Here is a 15,793-nt window from a genome sequence, read left to right on the forward strand (position 1 = left end):
GGGCCGAGCGCAGCCCGGCCGCGCCCGCCATCTCCAAGCGGCGCTGCAGGCGTCTGACCTGCCGGACCGACAGCCCCAATTCCCCGGCCGCTGCAACCTGGCTCAACCCACCAGATTTTAGCCGCTCCAGCACCCCATGCCATTTCAGTTCCCGTTCGTTCAACCCGATCTCCATCTGCGCCATCTCCGCTTCCTCCTGAAGCGGACATTACTGCTTGGCACAGACCGGACATTACCGCTTGGGTCTAACAGGCGGACCACAATCCGCTTGCCAGACGGGTTGCTCAGCGCCTATGCTTCCGATCTGATGGCTTCCGCCCGGATGCGTGCAATGGAAGTTCGCTTGCTGCCAGGCTGGGCGTTGGTGAATCCTTTCTTCCGTGTGTGGGGATGCTCGATGAACACAACATCTTCCAGGTCCTGTGCGCTGGTAACGGCACTTATTTTTGCCTGCTCGCCAACCCTGGCGCAGCAGGCCCCGGCGCCCGGGGCGCCAGGTGCCGGCGTGGCGAGCCCGACGGCGAAGACCTTCTCGCAGCAGGAGCTTGATCGTCTCCTGGCGCCGATCGCCCTCTATCCGGATGCGCTGCTGGCCCAGGTCCTGATGGCGTCCACCTATCCACTGGAGGTGGTCGAAGCGGCGCGCTGGGCCAAGGCCAATCCCAAGGTTGGCGGCGCGGCGCTCGAGACGGCGATGGGCAAACAGTCCTGGGACCCGGCGGTCAAGGCCTTGACCGCAGTGCCACAGGTACTGCAGCAGATGAGCGAGAACCTCGACTGGATGCAGAAGCTGGGCGATGCTTTCCTGGCTCAGCAGCAGGACGTCATGGATACCGTCCAGGGCCTGCGTGCGCGGGCGGACGCGGCGGGCAACCTGAAGACCACCGAACAGCAGGTGGTGCGGACGGAAACGCAGGGCAGCCAGAAGATCTACGTCGTCGAGTCGCCGAAGCCGGAAGTGGTGTATGTGCCCACCTATAATCCGACCGTGGTGTACGGCAACTGGTGGTATCCGACTCCACCGTACTACGTGTACCCGCCAGCCTACGTCTATCCACCGGGGCTTGCCTTCGCAACCGGGATTTTCGTCGGTGCAGCGATCTGGGGTGCCTGCAGTTGGGGCGGGTGGGGTCGCAGTAACGTCGATATCAATGTCAATCGCTACAACTCGTTCAACCGCACCAATATCAGCAGCAACCGCTGGTCGCACAACGTCGACCACCGCCGCGGCGTGGCCTACCGGGACCAGAACGTGGCCCGTCAGTACAACCGTGGGGGCAACGCGCAGGCCGCCCAGGCGCGGGAAAATTTCCGTGGCCGGGCCGATGCCGGACGTTCGGAGCTCAAGGACATGGATCGCGGCCAGTTGAACGATCGCGTCCGGGATGCTGATCGCACGGGCGGGGGATTGGCCGGGCGTGGTGATGGCGGGCGCCCGGGGGAGCGCGGCGATTTCGGCGATCGTCGCGGCGCGGGCGGCGATCGCGCCGCGACCCTGCCGGCCGGCGGACGCGGCGACGGCGCTGCGGCGCAGCCGGCCGGGGGCAACCGCTTCGATGGTGGCGCGCAGAACCGTGCAGCCGGTTCGCGCGACCATGCCGGCGGGTTCGCCGGCGTCGGCAATGGTGCTTCGACGCGTCAGGCCAGCGAGCGCGGTAATTTCAGCCGTGCCGATGCGGGTGGTCGAGGCGGCGGGGCCAGTTTCGGCGGCGGAGGCGGGAACCGTGGTGGTGGCGGTTTCCAGGGTGGTGGCGGTGGTCGAGGCGGCGGTGGCGGCCGTGGTCGCTGAGTCGTACCGTTCCCCACTTTCTGCGGAGAAGAAGACGATGAATCTGAAGCACACGATCAAGACACTTGCCGTCGCGCTGTTGATGGCAGTGGCGGTGCCGGTCAGCCTGGCGCAACCGCCGACGGCAGTACGTGGCGTCGTTCAGCAGGGTTATGCGACGCCCGGGGATGCGGCCAAGGCACTGGCGGAGGCATTGCGCGCGCAGGATCTGAATGCCCTGCTGGCGGTGCTCGGACCGCAGGCACGCAACTGGCTGACGAGTGGTGATGCCGTTGCGGATCATCACGACTGGGAAAAATTCGTGCTTGCCTATGACCGCAAGCACAGCATCAGCCAGGTGTCGAACGGGCAGGCGGTCCTTTTGGTGGGCGACGACGACTGGCCTTTCCCGGCGCCTCTGCTGCGCAAGGGTGAGCGCTGGGCTTTCGACTCGGCTGCCGGAGGAACGGAAATTCTCAACCGGCGCATCGGTCGAAATGAACTCGACACCATCCAGACCCTGCTGGCGATTGTCGACGCGCAGCGCGAGTACGCGACCGGTGATCTCGACGGGAATGGCTCGAACGACTACGCGCGGCGCTTCATCTCGAGCGAGGGAACGCGCGACGGACTTTTCTGGCCAGTCGCGGCGGATCAGTCGCCGAGCCCCCTCGGGCCACTGCTCGCCGCAGCGACTCGCGAAGGCTATGCCCGGAAAACCGAAGGGGGCCAGCCGGTTGCCTATCACGGTTATCGTTACAGGATGCTCACCGAGCAGGGCCGGGATGCGGCCGGAGGGGCCTATGGCTATCTGGTCAACGACCGGATGATCGGCGGGTTTGCGGTGCTTGCCTATCCCGCCAGGTATGGGGCCTCGGGCATCATGACTTTCATGGTCAACCACGACGGAACGGTTTACCAGAAGAATCTGGGCCGCAATACCGAGGCCGTGGCGGTGAGGATGCGCAGTTACAACCCGGACGCGAGCTGGAAGAAAGTCGACTAAGGGCATCGTGCGCTGGCGGGCGTTGCTCACCGTCCGCCAGCCAAGCCCGGTACGCGGCAGCCCGGAAGAAACAGAGCGTGGACAGGGATCGGTCAAATCGGCCATAATCCCGCGATCCGTCTTGGCCGCTTGTCATGAAGTTCCTCTTCGACCTGTTTCCCGTCATTCTCTTTTTCATCGCCTACAAGCTCGATGGCATCATGTCGGCGACCACGGTGGCGATCGCCGCGACTTTCGCGCAGATCGGCTGGCTGTGGTTCAAGGGCCGCAAGATCGACACCATGCTCTGGGTCAGTCTGGTGATCATCACCGTTTTCGGCGGCATGACCCTGGCCCTGCAGGACGAGAATTTCATCAAATGGAAACCGACCGTACTCTACTGGGCGTTCGCCGCGGCGTTGCTCGGCGGCACGCTGTTCATGAAGAAGAACCTGATGCGGGTGCTGCTGGCCGAGCAGATGGAGCTGCCGGACGTCGCCTGGGCCAGGCTCAACTGGTCGTGGATCGGCTTCTTCGTTTTCATGGGGATCGCCAACCTGTTCGTGGCGTTCAATTTTTCGACCGACGACTGGGTCAACTTCAAGCTGTTTGGCGGTATCGGGCTGATGCTCCTCTTCGTCCTCGGCCAGGGGCTGCTCCTGTCGAAGTACATCGAGGAGAAACACTGATGTTCTACGCCATCTTGGGCGAGGACCGCGCGGGTTCGCTGGCCGATCGCCTGGCGGCCCGGCCGGCTCATCTCGAGCGTCTCAGGGTGCTGCAGGAGGAGGGCCGTCTGTTGCTGGCCGGTCCTTGTCCGGCGATCGATTCGCCTGATCCCGGACCGGCCGGCTTCTCGGGCAGCCTGATCGTCGCCGAGTTCGCTTCGCTTGATGCCGCCAGGGACTGGGCCGATGCCGACCCTTACGTCGCGGCTGGCGTCTACGCCACGGTCAGCGTCAAACCGTTCAAGAAGGTGTTGCCGGCGTGAGTGACACGCCGGCCGGCGCCGAACCTGTCGACCTTGGCGCAGTCATCGGCCAGCGACTCGCCTCCCTGGCGCCGATCCGTCTCGAACTGATCGACGATTCGGCGAAACACGCCGGTCACGCCGGCGCCCGCGACGGTGGCCGACATTACCGCCTGCTGATCGTGGCGCAGGCTTTTGCCGGGCAGACACGGCTGGGCCGTCACCGCCTGGTTCATGCCGCGCTTGGCGACCTGCTGTGCGGCCGGATTCATGCGCTGAGCATCGAGGCGCTGAGTCCCGGGGAACTGAGTCCCGGGGAATTTTCCCCGACCGTTTCGCTCGCTTCCTGATCCCACAAGATCTACCCCCCAACCAACCCCAACAGAAGGACATTCATTCATGCACAAGCTCACCAAACTGGCCGGCGCGTTGCTGCTCGGCGCGTTCATCTCGCTTCCGGCGGTTGCTCAGAAGGCTTCCGGCGGGGCGGTCGCCACCGTTAACGGGGTCGCCATTCCGCAGAGTCTGGCCAACGCCTTCATTGCCGAGCAGCAGGCCCAGGGTGCGCCCGACAGTCCCGAGCTCAAGAATGCCGTGCGTGAGGAGCTGATTCGCCGCGAACTGCTGGTGCAGGAAGCCAGGAAGCTCAACCTCGACAAGAAGCCCGAGGTGGCAGCGCAGGCCGACCTCGCACGGCAGGCGATCTTCATCCGTGCCTTCGTCCAGGATTATCTCAAGAAGAATCCGGTCAGCGATGAGCAGCTCAAGGCGGCCTACGACCGGATGAAGAGTCAGATGGGCAACACCGAGTACAAGGTGCGCCACATCCTGGTGGAAAAGGAGGAGGATGCCAAGGGAGTCATCGCCAGCCTCAAGAAGGGCGCCAAGTTCGACGAACTGGCCAAGCAATCGAAGGATCCGGGCTCGCGCGACAAGGGGGGCGATCTGGGCTGGAGCAGCACGGCCGGTTACGTCAAGCCGTTTGGCGACGCAGTTTCCGGGCTGGCCAAGGGCAAGTATACCGAAGCTCCGGTGAAGACCGATTTTGGCTACCACGTGATCCTGCTGGAGGACAGCCGCCCCTTGACCCCGCCGACCTTCGATCAGATCAAGCCGCAACTGGCGCAGCGCCTGCAGCAGGAGCAACTGCAGAAATACATCGGCGAACTGCGCGCCAAGGCGAAGGTCCAGTAATCGCCATCGCCAGCCCGGGCATCAGAAAAAACGCCGGTCATCCGGCGTTTTTTCGTCGTTGCGGGCCAGTTTCTAGCCGACCCAGCGCCTGGCGTTGCGGAACATCCGCAGCCAGGGCGAGTCGTGCCAGCCACGCGCCTCCCAGTCGTCGGGGTGCCAGGACATCTGCACGCTGCGGAAGACTCGTTCCGGGTGCGGCATCATGATCGAGAAACGACCATCGGGAGTCGTCAGACCGGTCACGCCGGCCGGCGAGCCATTCGGGTTGTACGGGTAGACCTCGGTCGGCTGGCCGGCGTGATCCAGGTAGCGCATCGTCACCAGAGCGCCTGCCTGCTGTTCGGTGCTGGCAAAAACGGCCCGCCCTTCGCCGTGCGAAACGACCACCGGCAGGCGACTGCCCGCCATGCCGGCGAACAGGATGGCGGGCGACTCGGGCAGCTCGACCATTGAAAAACGTGCTTCGAACTGCTCGACGCGATTCCTTTCGAAACGCGGCCAGGCGGCGGCCCCCGGGATCATGTCCTTGAGCGCGCTCAGCATCTGGCAGCCGTTGCAGACACCGAGCGCAAAGGTGTCGGGGCGGGCGAAGAAAGCGGCAAAGCTCTCGCTGGCGCGTTGGTTGAAGAGAATGGTCTTCGCCCAGCCCTGGCCCGCCCCGAGGACGTCGCCGTAGGAAAAACCGCCACAGGCGACCACCCCTTTGAAGTCGGCGAGGTTCACCCGGCCGGCGAGGAGGTCGCTCATGTGCACGTCGATGGCCGCAAAGCCGGCGCGATCGAACGCCGCAGCCATTTCGACCTGCCCATTTACGCCCTGTTCGCGCAGGATCGCCATGCGTGGTCGCGCTCCGCGGCTGATGAAGGGTGCCGCGACATCTTCGGCCGGATCGAAGCTCAGGCTGAACGACAGGCCCTTGTCCGACGTGTCGAGGATGCGGTCGTACTCCTGCTGCGCGCATTCCGGGTTGTCGCGCAGCCTTTGCATGTGGAAACTGGTTTCCGACCAGGCGCGTTGCAGGTCGCCCCGCTTCTCGTCGAGCACTGCCTTGGCGTTACGAATGATGCGGATCTGGTCCCACGGGTTGGGGGCGCCGATGAACTGGCTGCAGGCACCGAGTCCGGCCGCGCGCAGGACGGTCATCACGCGGCTGCGGTCGGCGCGGCGAATCTGCAGCACGGCGCCGAGTTCCTCGCAGAAAAGGGCGCGCATCAGCATCTCGAACGAACGGCCGCCGAGCAGATCGGGCCGCTTCTCGTTGCCGTCCACATCGTTGCTCAGCGGGTCGTAGCACAGCCCGTCGGTGTCGATCGAAACGCCACAACGGGCAGCAAAAGCCATTTCGCAGACGGTGGCGAACAGCCCGCCATCGGCGCGGTCGTGGTAGGCCAGCAGCAGGCGGTTGGCGGCGAGCTGCCGCACGGCGCCGAAGAAAGCGGCGAGCAGTGCGGGATCATCGACATCCGGGGCGTCGTTGCCGGTGGCCGCATGAACCTGGGCCAGCGCCGATCCGCCGAGGCGATTGCGACCACGTCCCAGGTCGATCAGCAGCAGGTCGGTCTCGCCGGCGTCGAGCACCAGTTGCGGCGTCAGCGTGCGGCGAGCATCGCGCACCGGCGCAAAGCTGGTTATGACCAGCGACAGCGGCGAGACCACCTGTTTCTGTCGCCAGCCCTGGCCGTCGCCGTCTTCGTGCCAGGCCGTGCGCATGGACAGCGAATCCTTGCCGACCGGGATCGACACGCCGATACTCCGACAGAGGTCGGCGACCGCGCGCACCGTATCGAACAATCGGGCATCCTCGCCCGGAAAGCCGGCGGCGGCCATCCAGTTGGCAGACAGCTTGACGCAGGCCAGGCGGGCAACGTCGGCGGCTGCGATGTTGGTCAAGGCTTCGCCGATCGCCATACGGCCCGAGGCGGCGGCGTCGATCACCGCCAGCGGTGTCCTTTCGCCGATCGCGAAGGCCTCGCCGAGATAGCCGTCAAAGGACATCAGGGTCACGGCGACATCGGCGCAGGGCACCTGCCACGGGCCGACCATCTGGTCGCGCGCACTCAGGCCGCCGACGCTGCGGTCGCCGATGCTGATCAGAAAGGTCTTGTCGGCCACGGCCGGCAGGCGCAGGACGCGATAGGCGGCGTCCTTGAGTTCCACCGCGGTCGCATCGAAAGTGACCACTTGCGGTGGCAGATGGGTGGCTTCACGCGCCATGCGGGGCGGCTTGCCGAACAGGGCGGCCATATCCATGTCCACCGGCTGGCTGGCGAAATGGCTGTCCGCCACCACCAGTCGATGCTCGGCCGTGGTGCTGCCGACCACGGCGAAGGGGCAGCGCTCGCGCTCGCAGATGGCCGAGAATTCGGCGAGTCGGCCGGGCGCGAGCGCCAGCACGTAGCGCTCCTGCGCTTCGTTGCACCAGATCTCGGCCGGCGACATGCCGGGTTCCTCGATGTGCACGGCGCGCAACTCGAAGCGTGCGCCGCTGCCGGCGCCGTGCGCCAGTTCGGGCAGGGCGTTCGAAATGCCGCCGGCGCCGACGTCATGCAGCGAGAGAATCGGATTGCCGTCGCCCGCTGTCGCGCCGTCACCAAGTGGCGCACCCATCTGCCAGCAGCGGTCGATCACCTCCTGGGCGCGTCGCTGGATTTCCGGGTTGCCGCGTTGTACCGAGGCGAAGTCGAGGTCCTCGTCGTTGCTGCCGGTGGTCATCGAGCTGGCGGCGCCGCCACCGAGGCCGATCAGCATTCCTGGACCACCGAGTTGCACGAGCAGCGTGCCGGGGGGCAACGTGCACGCCTTGAAGGATTGGTCGGCGGCAATGTTGCCGATGCCGCCGGCGATCATGATCGGTTTGTGATAGCCGCGCACCAGTTGCGTATCGCCAGTGCCGGTCAGTTGTTCGTAGCTGCGGAAATACCCCGCCAGGTTCGGACGGCCGAACTCGTTGTTGAAGGCCGCCGCGCCGACCGGCCCTTCGAGCATGATCGCCAGCGGCGATGCAATGCGCGTCGGACGGCCGTAGGTGGCGGTCGGCTGTTCCCAGGGTTGCGCAAAATCGGGGATGTTGAGATTCGAGACCGAGAAACCGCACAGCCCGGCCTTCGGTTTGGCGCCGCGGCCGGTGGCACCTTCGTCGCGAATCTCGCCACCGGAGCCGGTCGCGGCGCCCGGGAAGGGCGAGATCGCCGTCGGATGGTTGTGCGTTTCGACCTTGGCCAGGATGTGCGTGCGCTCTTCCCGGTAGCCGTAACTGCCGTCGGCACCGGCATGGAAGCGCCGTATGCTGGCGCCCTCGATGACCGAAGAATTGTCGGCATAGGCGACGACGGTTCCCGCCGGGTGGGCCTGGTGCGTTTCGCGGATCATGCCGAACAGCGTTTCATCGCGTGGCTGCCCGTCGATCGTCCAGGCAGCGTTGAAGATCTTGTGCCGGCAGTGCTCCGAGTTGGCCTGCGCGAACATCATCAGCTCGACGTCGGTCGGGTTGCGCTGCGCTCCCACGAAGAGATCGACCAGGTAATCCACCTCGTCGTCCGACAAGGCCAGCCCGAGCAGCCGGTTGGCTTCGACCAGTGCGCTGCGTCCGCCGGTCAGCAGATCGACACTGCGTAGCGGCTGTGGCGCAAAGTGCCGGAACAGCTCGCCAGTCTGCGCGAAGTCGTCGAGCACGCTCTCCAGCATGCGGTCGTGCAGCAGCGCGGCGATGCCTGCCCGATCGGCCGGCGCGCGCTGGTGCTGCCCGCCGGTCAGCCGATAGGCGATGCCGCGTTCGATGCGCTCCACCGTCGGCAGACCGCTGTTCAGCGCGATTTCGGTGGCCTTTGATGACCAGGGAGAGATGGTTCCGATGCGTGGCGTGACGAGGAAGAGCTCTCCGGCCGGTTCGCCGGCGGCCGGGCGTTCCTCCAGCAGGACGGCGAGCTGTCTGCGTTCGGCTGCGGGCAGTGGCTGTCGGGTCGCAACGAAGTGCCAGTAGTCGGCGCTGACGATCTGCGCGCCGGGTACGGCGAAGGTCAGGCGTTGCTGCAGGCCTTGCCGGCGGAAGGACGAGAAGGCGGGAGCGCCGCGAAGAAACAGGAGGTCGGCCATGGTGGGCTGGTCAAGAAAGCAGGTGGAGCTGCGTTGAGGGAAGCCCGGATTATAGCCGACCCGTCGTGCTTGCCGCGCCGCAGCATGCCGCTGCGCAGGCCGGCGAGTCAACATGAGCGGCTGCTCCAGGGCGCGGAGTTTTCCGGTGGCCGTGCGGCTGGGCTAGAATCGGGCCGAGGTCTGCCAAGCGTCCAATGTGAAACTCTTTTATACCGACGTTTTTGTCCTGCCGTTGCCGGTCGGTCATCGCTTCCCGATGGAGAAGTACGCCCGCCTGCGCGCCTGCCTGCGTCTTTCCGGCGAGTTTCCCGACGACGACTTCCACATCCCGCCCGCCGCCGGCATCGACCAGCTCTGCCTCGCCCACGACCCTGGCTATGTCGCGCGCGTGCTGCGCGGCGAGCTGACGGCCGGCGAACTGCGGCGCATCGGCTTTCCCTGGAGTGGGGCGATGGTCGAACGTTCACGACGCTCGGCCGGGGCGACGATCGCCGCCTGCCGGGCGGCCCTGGCCGAAGGCTGTGCGATCAACCTGGCCGGTGGCACGCACCATGCGCACGCGGCAGAGGGGGAGGGCTTCTGCGTCTTCAACGATGCCGCGATCGCGGCGCGCGTACTGCTCGCGGAGGCGCGGCTACGGCGCGTCGCGGTGGTCGATTGCGATGTTCATCAGGGAAACGGCACGGCGACCATCTGTGCCGGCGACGCGCGCATCTTCACCTGTTCGCTGCACGCCAGCCGCAACTTCCCCTTCGTCAAGGCGAGCAGCGACCTCGACATCGAGCTGCCTGACGGGACCGGCGATGCGGCCTACCTGCAGCAGCTCGCCCGGGCGCTGGAGGAGGTTTTCGAGCGCGCGCGACCGCAACTGGTGATCTATCTGGCGGGCGCCGATCCTTACCATGACGACCGTCTCGGCCGACTGGCGCTGAGTTTTGCCGGCCTGGCCAGACGCGACGCATTGGTCCTCGAAAGCTGTCGCCGCCGGCGGGTTCCGGTGGCCATCACGATGGCTGGCGGTTATGCGCGTCGGATCGACGATACGGTCAGCATTCATCGCCGGACGGTGCTCACCGCCCGGCGCCTCTTCGTTGCTCTCACGGCTTAGGAGACGACCATGAAAACAGGAATCCGATCCGAACCCCTCTATCGTGCTGCCGAGCTGCGCAGCATCGAGACGCTCGCTGCCGAACAGCCGCTGATGCAGCGGGCCGGTCTGGCCGCCGCTGATCTGGTGACCTCGCTGTGTCGCCTGCAGGGCGCAACACTGTTGATCCTCGCCGGGCCGGGCAACAACGGCGGCGACGCCTTCGTCGCCGCGCGCCATCTGCGCGAACGCCGCTTTGTCGTCAAACTGGTTTTTGCCGGCGAGTTCAGCCGCTTGCCCAAGGATGCCACCGCCGCCTGCAAGCGCTTCCTGGACGACGGCGGCACGCTGCTGGAGAGCATTCCTTCGGGGCAGCGCTGGGCACTGATCGTCGACGGCCTGTTCGGTATCGGTCTGCAACGGCCGGTCAGCGGTCGCTACGGCGAACTGGTGCTGACGGCCAATGCACTCGCCGTCCGCGACCGTTGCCCACTGCTGGCCCTCGATTGTCCGAGCGGCCTCGATGCCGACACCGGCAGCTTGTGCGGCGCCGCCATCCGCGCCAGCCACACGATAACCTTCATCGCCGGCAAGCCCGGCCTGCATACCGGCGATGGTCCCGACCACTGCGGCCATGTTACGGTGGCGGCCCTCGACCTCGACGCCGAGCGGCTGGCCAGGGCCACCGCACGAAGCATCGGCAGCGACCTGCTGGTCGACCATCTGCGCCCGCGCAGCCGGAACAGCCACAAGGGCAGCAACGGCAGTGCCGGCATTCTGGGAGGCGCGCCGAGCATGGTCGGTGCGGTGTTCCTGGCCGGCCGTGCCGCGCTCAGACTGGGCAGCGGTCGCGTCTATCTGGGCCTGCTCGACCCGCAGGCGCCGGCGCTCGATCCGCTGCAGCCCGAACTGATGCTGCGTCATCCGGACGCGCTGCTGACTGCTGCGCTCAGCGCGCTGGCCTGTGGGCCCGGCCTGGGCAACAGCGCTCAAGCGCGGGATCTGCTCGAGCGTTGCTGCGCGCTCGACCGGCCCTTGCTGCTCGATGCCGATGCATTGAACCTGCTCGCCAGTGAGCAGGTTCTGCAACAGGCGCTGCGGGCGCGCAGCGCCCCGACGCTGCTCACCCCGCATCCGACCGAGGCGGCCCGCCTGCTCGGCTGCGAAACGGCGACCGTGCAGGCCGATCGCCCGGCTGCAGCGCTGGAAATCGCCCGGCGCTATCAGGCGGCGACCGTGCTCAAGGGTTGCGGCAGCATCGTTGCCGTGCCCGATGGCCGCTGGTTCGTCAATACCACGGGCAATCCCGGCCTGGGCACGGCCGGCACCGGTGACGTTCTGAGCGGTTTCATCGTTGCCCTGCTGGCGCAGGGCTGGCCGGCCCTCGAAGCCTTGCTGGCCGCCGTGCATCTGCACGGCGCGGCGGCTGACGAGCGGGTGACCGGCGGTTGCGGCCCGATCGGTCTGACGGCCGGTGAGCTCATCGACAGCGCGCGCTCCGGCTTCAACCGCTGGATCGCGCATGGCCGATAGGCCGGGCAACGCGGCGCTGCCGGTTTCCGGTGTCCTGTTCTCCGCGCTGGATGCGACGGCGAAACACCTGAGCGCTTTCCTGGCCGTGCCGCTGCTGGTCTGGGCGCGCTATCTGGTGCACCTGCTGATCATGCTGGCGAGCGTTGCTCCACGCCTCGGGTGGCGCGTGCTGATCACCACTCACCCGTGGCTGATGGGCTTGCGCGGAGTGACGCTGGACGGCGTCATCCTGCTCGGACAACTGGCACTGAAAACTGCCACTGGCCGAAACTGAGCTTCCCTCGGTTTTTCGTCTTCCAAAGGGTGGGGTTCATGCGACCTGTTTTTCCTGATTCTGACTGCAGAGCCACTGCGCGATGAACTGCACAGGCGACAGATAGGCCAGGCTCGAATGCTGCCGCTTCCTGTTGTAGAAGACCTCGATGTACTCAAAGCTGGTGGCTTTCATGGCGGCATGGCTGCCATGCCGCACGCCAGGCACCCGCTCGTTCTTGAAGCGGTTGACCCAACTCTCGGTTGGCGCGTTATCCCAGCAGTTGCCCTTCCTGCTCATGGAGCAGGTCATGCCATATTCCTTGAGCTTGTCCTGGAAGGCGTGGCTGGCATACTGGCTGCCCCGGTCGGAGTGGTGCATCAGCCCCGCCGCCGGCCTGCGCCGGAACCACGCCATGGTCAGGGCATCCGTCACGATATCCGCCGTCATGCGCGGCTTGAGCGACCAGCCGACGACTTCCCGGTTGAACAAGTCCAGTACGATGGCCAGGTACAGCCAGCCTTCGTCGGTCCACAAATACGTGATATCCGACGTCCACACCTGGTTCGGCGCCGTGGGCGTGAAGTTGCGGGCCAGCAGGTTCTCGGCGACGGGCAGACCGTGGCGGGAGTCCGTCGTCACCTTGTAGCGGCGCTTGTGGCGGGCATGAATCCCGTTCTCGCGCATGAGCCGCTCCACCCGGTCCTTGCTCGCCGAGAAGCCCCTTGCCCGCAGCTCGCGCACCATGCGCGGGCTGCCATAGGCGCCCTTGAGCTCGGCATGAATGGCCCGGATAAGCGCCAGCATCTGCTTGCTCGTCAGACGCTTGCGCTCAGGTACCCCGCCATTCTTCCCGGCACGGTAACCGCTGGTACTCACCTGCAATACATCGCACAGCTCAGACAGGGCGAACTCCCGCCGCTGCGCGTCAATCCAGGCGTACTTCACAGAACAGCCCTCGCGAAGTACGCCGCCGCTTTTTTTACGATTTCAAGCTCCCGCTTGAGCCGGGCGTTCTCGACCCGCAGCCGAGACAACTCCATTTCCTCCGGCGTCACCGTCCGGCTGCCCGGGGCGTTCAGCTTGCCTTTCACCGCCCCGCCTTCACCCAGTTGCGCAAGGTCTGCTCGACCAGCCCCAACTCCTTCGCAACCGCCCCGGTGGTCTCTCCGGCCTTCACCCGCTTTACCGCCAGGTCCCTGAACTCCGGCGTGAATGCCGGCTTCGGTATCTTCATTTTTCGCTCCCAAAGTGACTGAATTTTACGTCACCCTGGGAAGACGAAATTTCGGGGGAAGCTCAGAATCGAGACCGGAGCTGCGCAAGCAACTGCAAAAAAAATCACAGCGCACAGGTTGCCACAAACAAGGAGAAACTCACCTTATACCAGACACATGGCGCGGGTCAGAAGCGTCCCGTTTCAGTCATGGTACCCATAGGTGTAATTTACAGGTGAGAAACAACTGCTAAACATAAGACTGACTGGGTCGAATGGCGGAATTCCGCTGCGTGCGATCTTGGAGAAGAATCAGGCAAGCGCCAGACTGCGGTTCGGACGTTGAACCGCAAGGGGATGGGCACAGCCCAACTGGCGGCTGCAACCCTTTGTTGATGCAGTCTTTAAGGAGACTCACATGGCCACCGTCACTACCGACAAACTCGACTACCCTCCGGGTAGTACCGCTTCCATCAACATGCAAGCTGTGACCGCCGGCTCGACAGTGCAGTTCCAGGTCCGGCACATCCTCAACCCCGGCGCCGACGGCCTGTACGGTACCGAGGACGACATCCTGGACGATACCCTGAACGCAAGCGGTACCGGCCATGACCCGTGGTATGTGACCGATGGAGACTGGTGGGTGGTCAGCGCGGGCAGCGACGGTCTGGCGGGAACACCTGACGATGTCATCAGTGGCGACCTTGACCAAGCGGTGGACGGGAATGTTTTGACCTCCTGGTATGTCAGCACGGATGACTCGGTGAACGAAACGTTCCTAGTGACGGCAAGAACGGCAGGCGAAGACGGCGTTTACGGGACTGCCGATGATCAGAGCGCCACCACAACGTTCACCGACAAGGCGTCAATCGACCTCGATCAGTGGAAGGATGGCCCTGCTCCTGACGCTTCAACTGCCGCGGACGAGTGGACCAACCAGAACCTCAACCCGCAGCAGTCGCACTACACTGAAGGAGAGTTTATCCCTTACCGCGCGAGGATGGAGGGTCTGACTCAGGGCAACGTCTATACGACTTTTATCGATTTTGACACCACCAAAGCAGATGCGGGCCCGGCTGACGACCACGCGATCGATTATCTGGGGACCTACAACTACAGCTTCCCTCAAACCCGCACCGAAACGCAGCCAGATCCGGCTAACGGCGTGTCCGGGTTGTCAAACGGGACGACTACGCTCGACATCCCCATCGACCCTCGAGTGGCTGCCGGCAACGACGGGATCGCCGGAAACTCTGATGACATCGTTCAAATCGCCGGTCATTTCACGGCCTGGGGCGGGGTGACGTTTCTCGGCCTGATGAAGCCGGGTACAGACACTAATTTCGGCACCTCCGACGACATCGCTTATCTCGTCGGAGCCGACGGATCGTGGAATACGGCGGATGACCGCATCGTCCGGATCGGGACGGACCTTAAACCAGCCACCGGGGACGACACTGTCATCGACGGTGATGGTTTTGTTAACGCTTCCGAAGCGTATATCTACACTGGCAATTTCAGCGGCACGAGTACGGCTTCCCTTGCACCAATCTTCACTTTCAATGGCGATGGAGTCACGGGCAATAACGCCGTTCTGGCGTGGGGTGGACATATCGCGACTTCGGCGGATTGGGGAACCGGTAACAGTGCATCAGATATCAGCGGATCTCCGTACCACATGCGTGTTCTCGATTTTGTGGACTCTGGAGACTCGTCGGTGAATTCCGGCAATCAGGACCGCTCGCTCTCGGCTGGCGCGGTCGCTCCATTGGGACGCATCGCGATCGTTAAGGACGCCCTGCCGAACGATCTCGGGGACTTCTCTTTTACCTTCACCAACGTGGCGACCGGCGTCTCGACCACCTTTTATCTCGATGATGATGCAGGAGTCAGTGGTGGGGACAATTCGCTCCTGAATCAACGGCTCTTCGTTGATCTCGCGAATGGCGACTACACCATCAGCGAGGGTACGGTGACCGGCTGGGCACTGACGAGCATCTCCGCGGTAGAAAACGGGGCGCAAGACAGTACTTCGGGAGACATTTCGTCCGTCAACCTCGGTGGAAGAACAGCCACGATCACGGTCGCGGGCGGCGAGGCCTGGACGGTAACCTTTACGAACGACCATAGAATCTCGCCGGAAGACTACGTGAACATCCAGAAGACAGTGGATGCCGACGAAGACGGCACGTTCGCAGAAACCGAGTCGATACTCGAAGGTGGAGTAGGTGACCAAAAGGCAGACTACAAGTACGTCCTCCAGAATGATCTCAGCATTGGCTATCCGGTAACCATCACTTCACTGGTAGACGATCGCGGCACCGTGTCGACCAGCGACGATATCGATGTGCTGGCGGTCGGCACACTAACAGGCGACGATGGGGACGGATGGTTGGAGCCGGGCGAAATCTGGACCTATGTGGTTCAAGACGTCCAGCTTCCCGTGGGTGACGTGGGCGACTCAGTGGTGAATAAGGCGACGGCGACCGCGGTCGATGACACAGGACTGACGGGCAGTGTGTATGACACGGCGACGGTGACGTACGAGAACGTTACGCCGTTCGTGACGATCGACAAGAGCGCGCCGGCGACGGTCTCCGAGGGTGGCGAGGACGTGACCTACACGTTCACCATCACCGCCGACCCGAACAACGCCTCGACCGACCCGCTGACGGTGACGAGCCTGACCGACACG

At 64.6% G+C, this 15,793-nt stretch carries 11 protein-coding genes and 2 pseudogenes; 10 read left to right on the forward strand and 3 right to left on the reverse strand.

The window, feature by feature from the left end:
* Positions 1 to 184: helix-turn-helix domain-containing protein (locus JNK99_RS13365; protein ID WP_291853923.1), on the reverse strand; the 184-nt coding region annotated here is incomplete at its 3' end.
* Between the two features lie 213 nt (positions 185 to 397).
* On the opposite strand from JNK99_RS13365, the gene JNK99_RS13370 reads away from it, so the two are divergent.
* The 6 genes from JNK99_RS13370 to JNK99_RS13395 all read left to right on the forward strand — a co-directional run bounded on the left by JNK99_RS13370 (position 398) and on the right by JNK99_RS13395 (position 4,917).
* Positions 398 to 1,789 (forward strand): DUF3300 domain-containing protein, encoded by a 1,392-nt coding sequence (locus JNK99_RS13370; RefSeq protein WP_291853924.1) that lies wholly within the window; start codon positions 398 to 400, stop codon positions 1,787 to 1,789.
* A 37-nt stretch (positions 1,790 to 1,826) separates the two neighbouring features.
* Positions 1,827 to 2,774 (forward strand): DUF2950 domain-containing protein, encoded by a 948-nt coding sequence (locus JNK99_RS13375; protein WP_291853925.1) that lies wholly within the window; start codon positions 1,827 to 1,829, stop codon positions 2,772 to 2,774.
* A 134-nt stretch (positions 2,775 to 2,908) separates the two neighbouring features.
* A complete protein-coding gene (locus tag JNK99_RS13380) occupies positions 2,909 to 3,442 on the forward strand; it encodes a septation protein A (RefSeq protein ID WP_291853926.1) in 534 nt (177 codons plus the stop codon).
* Positions 3,442 to 3,744: a YciI family protein gene (locus JNK99_RS13385; protein ID WP_291853927.1), complete on the forward strand. Its 303-nt coding sequence runs from the start codon at positions 3,442 to 3,444 to the stop codon at positions 3,742 to 3,744. Before JNK99_RS13380 ends, JNK99_RS13385 begins: the two co-directional genes overlap by 1 nt.
* Positions 3,745 to 3,788: 44 nt before the next feature.
* Positions 3,789 to 4,073: a BolA family protein gene (locus JNK99_RS13390; protein ID WP_291853933.1), complete on the forward strand. Its 285-nt coding sequence runs from the start codon at positions 3,789 to 3,791 to the stop codon at positions 4,071 to 4,073.
* A 49-nt stretch (positions 4,074 to 4,122) separates the two neighbouring features.
* Positions 4,123 to 4,917, forward strand: a complete 795-nt coding sequence (locus JNK99_RS13395) for a peptidyl-prolyl cis-trans isomerase (protein ID WP_291853928.1) — start codon at positions 4,123 to 4,125, stop codon at positions 4,915 to 4,917.
* Positions 4,918 to 4,989: 72 nt separating this feature from the next.
* On the opposite strand, the gene purL is transcribed toward JNK99_RS13395, so the two are convergent.
* Entirely contained in the window at positions 4,990 to 9,009 is a 4,020-nt protein-coding gene (purL, locus tag JNK99_RS13400) for a phosphoribosylformylglycinamidine synthase (RefSeq protein WP_291853929.1), read from the reverse strand.
* 196 nt (positions 9,010 to 9,205) lie between these two features.
* On the opposite strand from purL, the gene JNK99_RS13405 reads away from it, so the two are divergent.
* From JNK99_RS13405 to JNK99_RS13415, 3 genes are read left to right on the forward strand one after another with little or no spacing between them, the layout of a single operon-like run.
* Complete coding sequence (locus tag JNK99_RS13405; protein WP_291853930.1) at positions 9,206 to 10,117, forward strand: histone deacetylase; 912 nt, start codon at positions 9,206 to 9,208, stop codon at positions 10,115 to 10,117.
* Positions 10,118 to 10,126: 9 nt separating this feature from the next.
* Complete coding sequence (locus JNK99_RS13410) at positions 10,127 to 11,629, forward strand: NAD(P)H-hydrate dehydratase (protein WP_291853931.1); 1,503 nt, start codon at positions 10,127 to 10,129, stop codon at positions 11,627 to 11,629.
* Positions 11,619 to 11,903: a hypothetical protein gene (locus JNK99_RS13415; protein ID WP_291853932.1), complete on the forward strand. Its 285-nt coding sequence runs from the start codon at positions 11,619 to 11,621 to the stop codon at positions 11,901 to 11,903. Before JNK99_RS13410 ends, JNK99_RS13415 begins: the two co-directional genes overlap by 11 nt.
* A gap of 36 nt (positions 11,904 to 11,939) precedes the next feature.
* On the opposite strand, the pseudogene JNK99_RS13420 reads toward JNK99_RS13415, so the two are convergent.
* A pseudogene (locus JNK99_RS13420) lies at positions 11,940 to 13,119 on the reverse strand (IS3 family transposase).
* A gap of 397 nt (positions 13,120 to 13,516) precedes the next feature.
* Here JNK99_RS13420 and JNK99_RS13425 point away from each other — a divergent pair.
* Positions 13,517 to 15,793 (forward strand): annotated as a pseudogene (locus tag JNK99_RS13425) (hypothetical protein); the annotation flags it as partial.

This window comes from Accumulibacter sp. (assembly GCF_016789985.1).
In the GTDB taxonomy this organism is placed as follows: domain Bacteria; phylum Pseudomonadota; class Gammaproteobacteria; order Burkholderiales; family Rhodocyclaceae; genus Accumulibacter.

Bases quoted from the DNA above. Each gene is read 5' to 3' on its own strand.
- purL (WP_291853929.1), bottom strand. From the start codon at position 9,009: ATGGCCGACCTCCTGTTTCTTCGCGGCGCTCCCGCCTTCTCGTCCTTC.
- JNK99_RS13385 (WP_291853927.1), top strand. From the start codon at position 3,442: ATGTTCTACGCCATCTTGGGCGAGGACCGCGCGGGTTCGCTGGCCGAT.
- JNK99_RS13410 (WP_291853931.1), top strand. From the start codon at position 10,127: ATGAAAACAGGAATCCGATCCGAACCCCTCTATCGTGCTGCCGAGCTG.
- JNK99_RS13415 (WP_291853932.1), top strand. From the start codon at position 11,619: ATGGCCGATAGGCCGGGCAACGCGGCGCTGCCGGTTTCCGGTGTCCTG.
- JNK99_RS13395 (WP_291853928.1), top strand. From the start codon at position 4,123: ATGCACAAGCTCACCAAACTGGCCGGCGCGTTGCTGCTCGGCGCGTTC.
- JNK99_RS13375 (WP_291853925.1), top strand. From the start codon at position 1,827: ATGAATCTGAAGCACACGATCAAGACACTTGCCGTCGCGCTGTTGATG.
- JNK99_RS13380 (WP_291853926.1), top strand. From the start codon at position 2,909: ATGAAGTTCCTCTTCGACCTGTTTCCCGTCATTCTCTTTTTCATCGCC.
- JNK99_RS13370 (WP_291853924.1), top strand. From the start codon at position 398: ATGAACACAACATCTTCCAGGTCCTGTGCGCTGGTAACGGCACTTATT.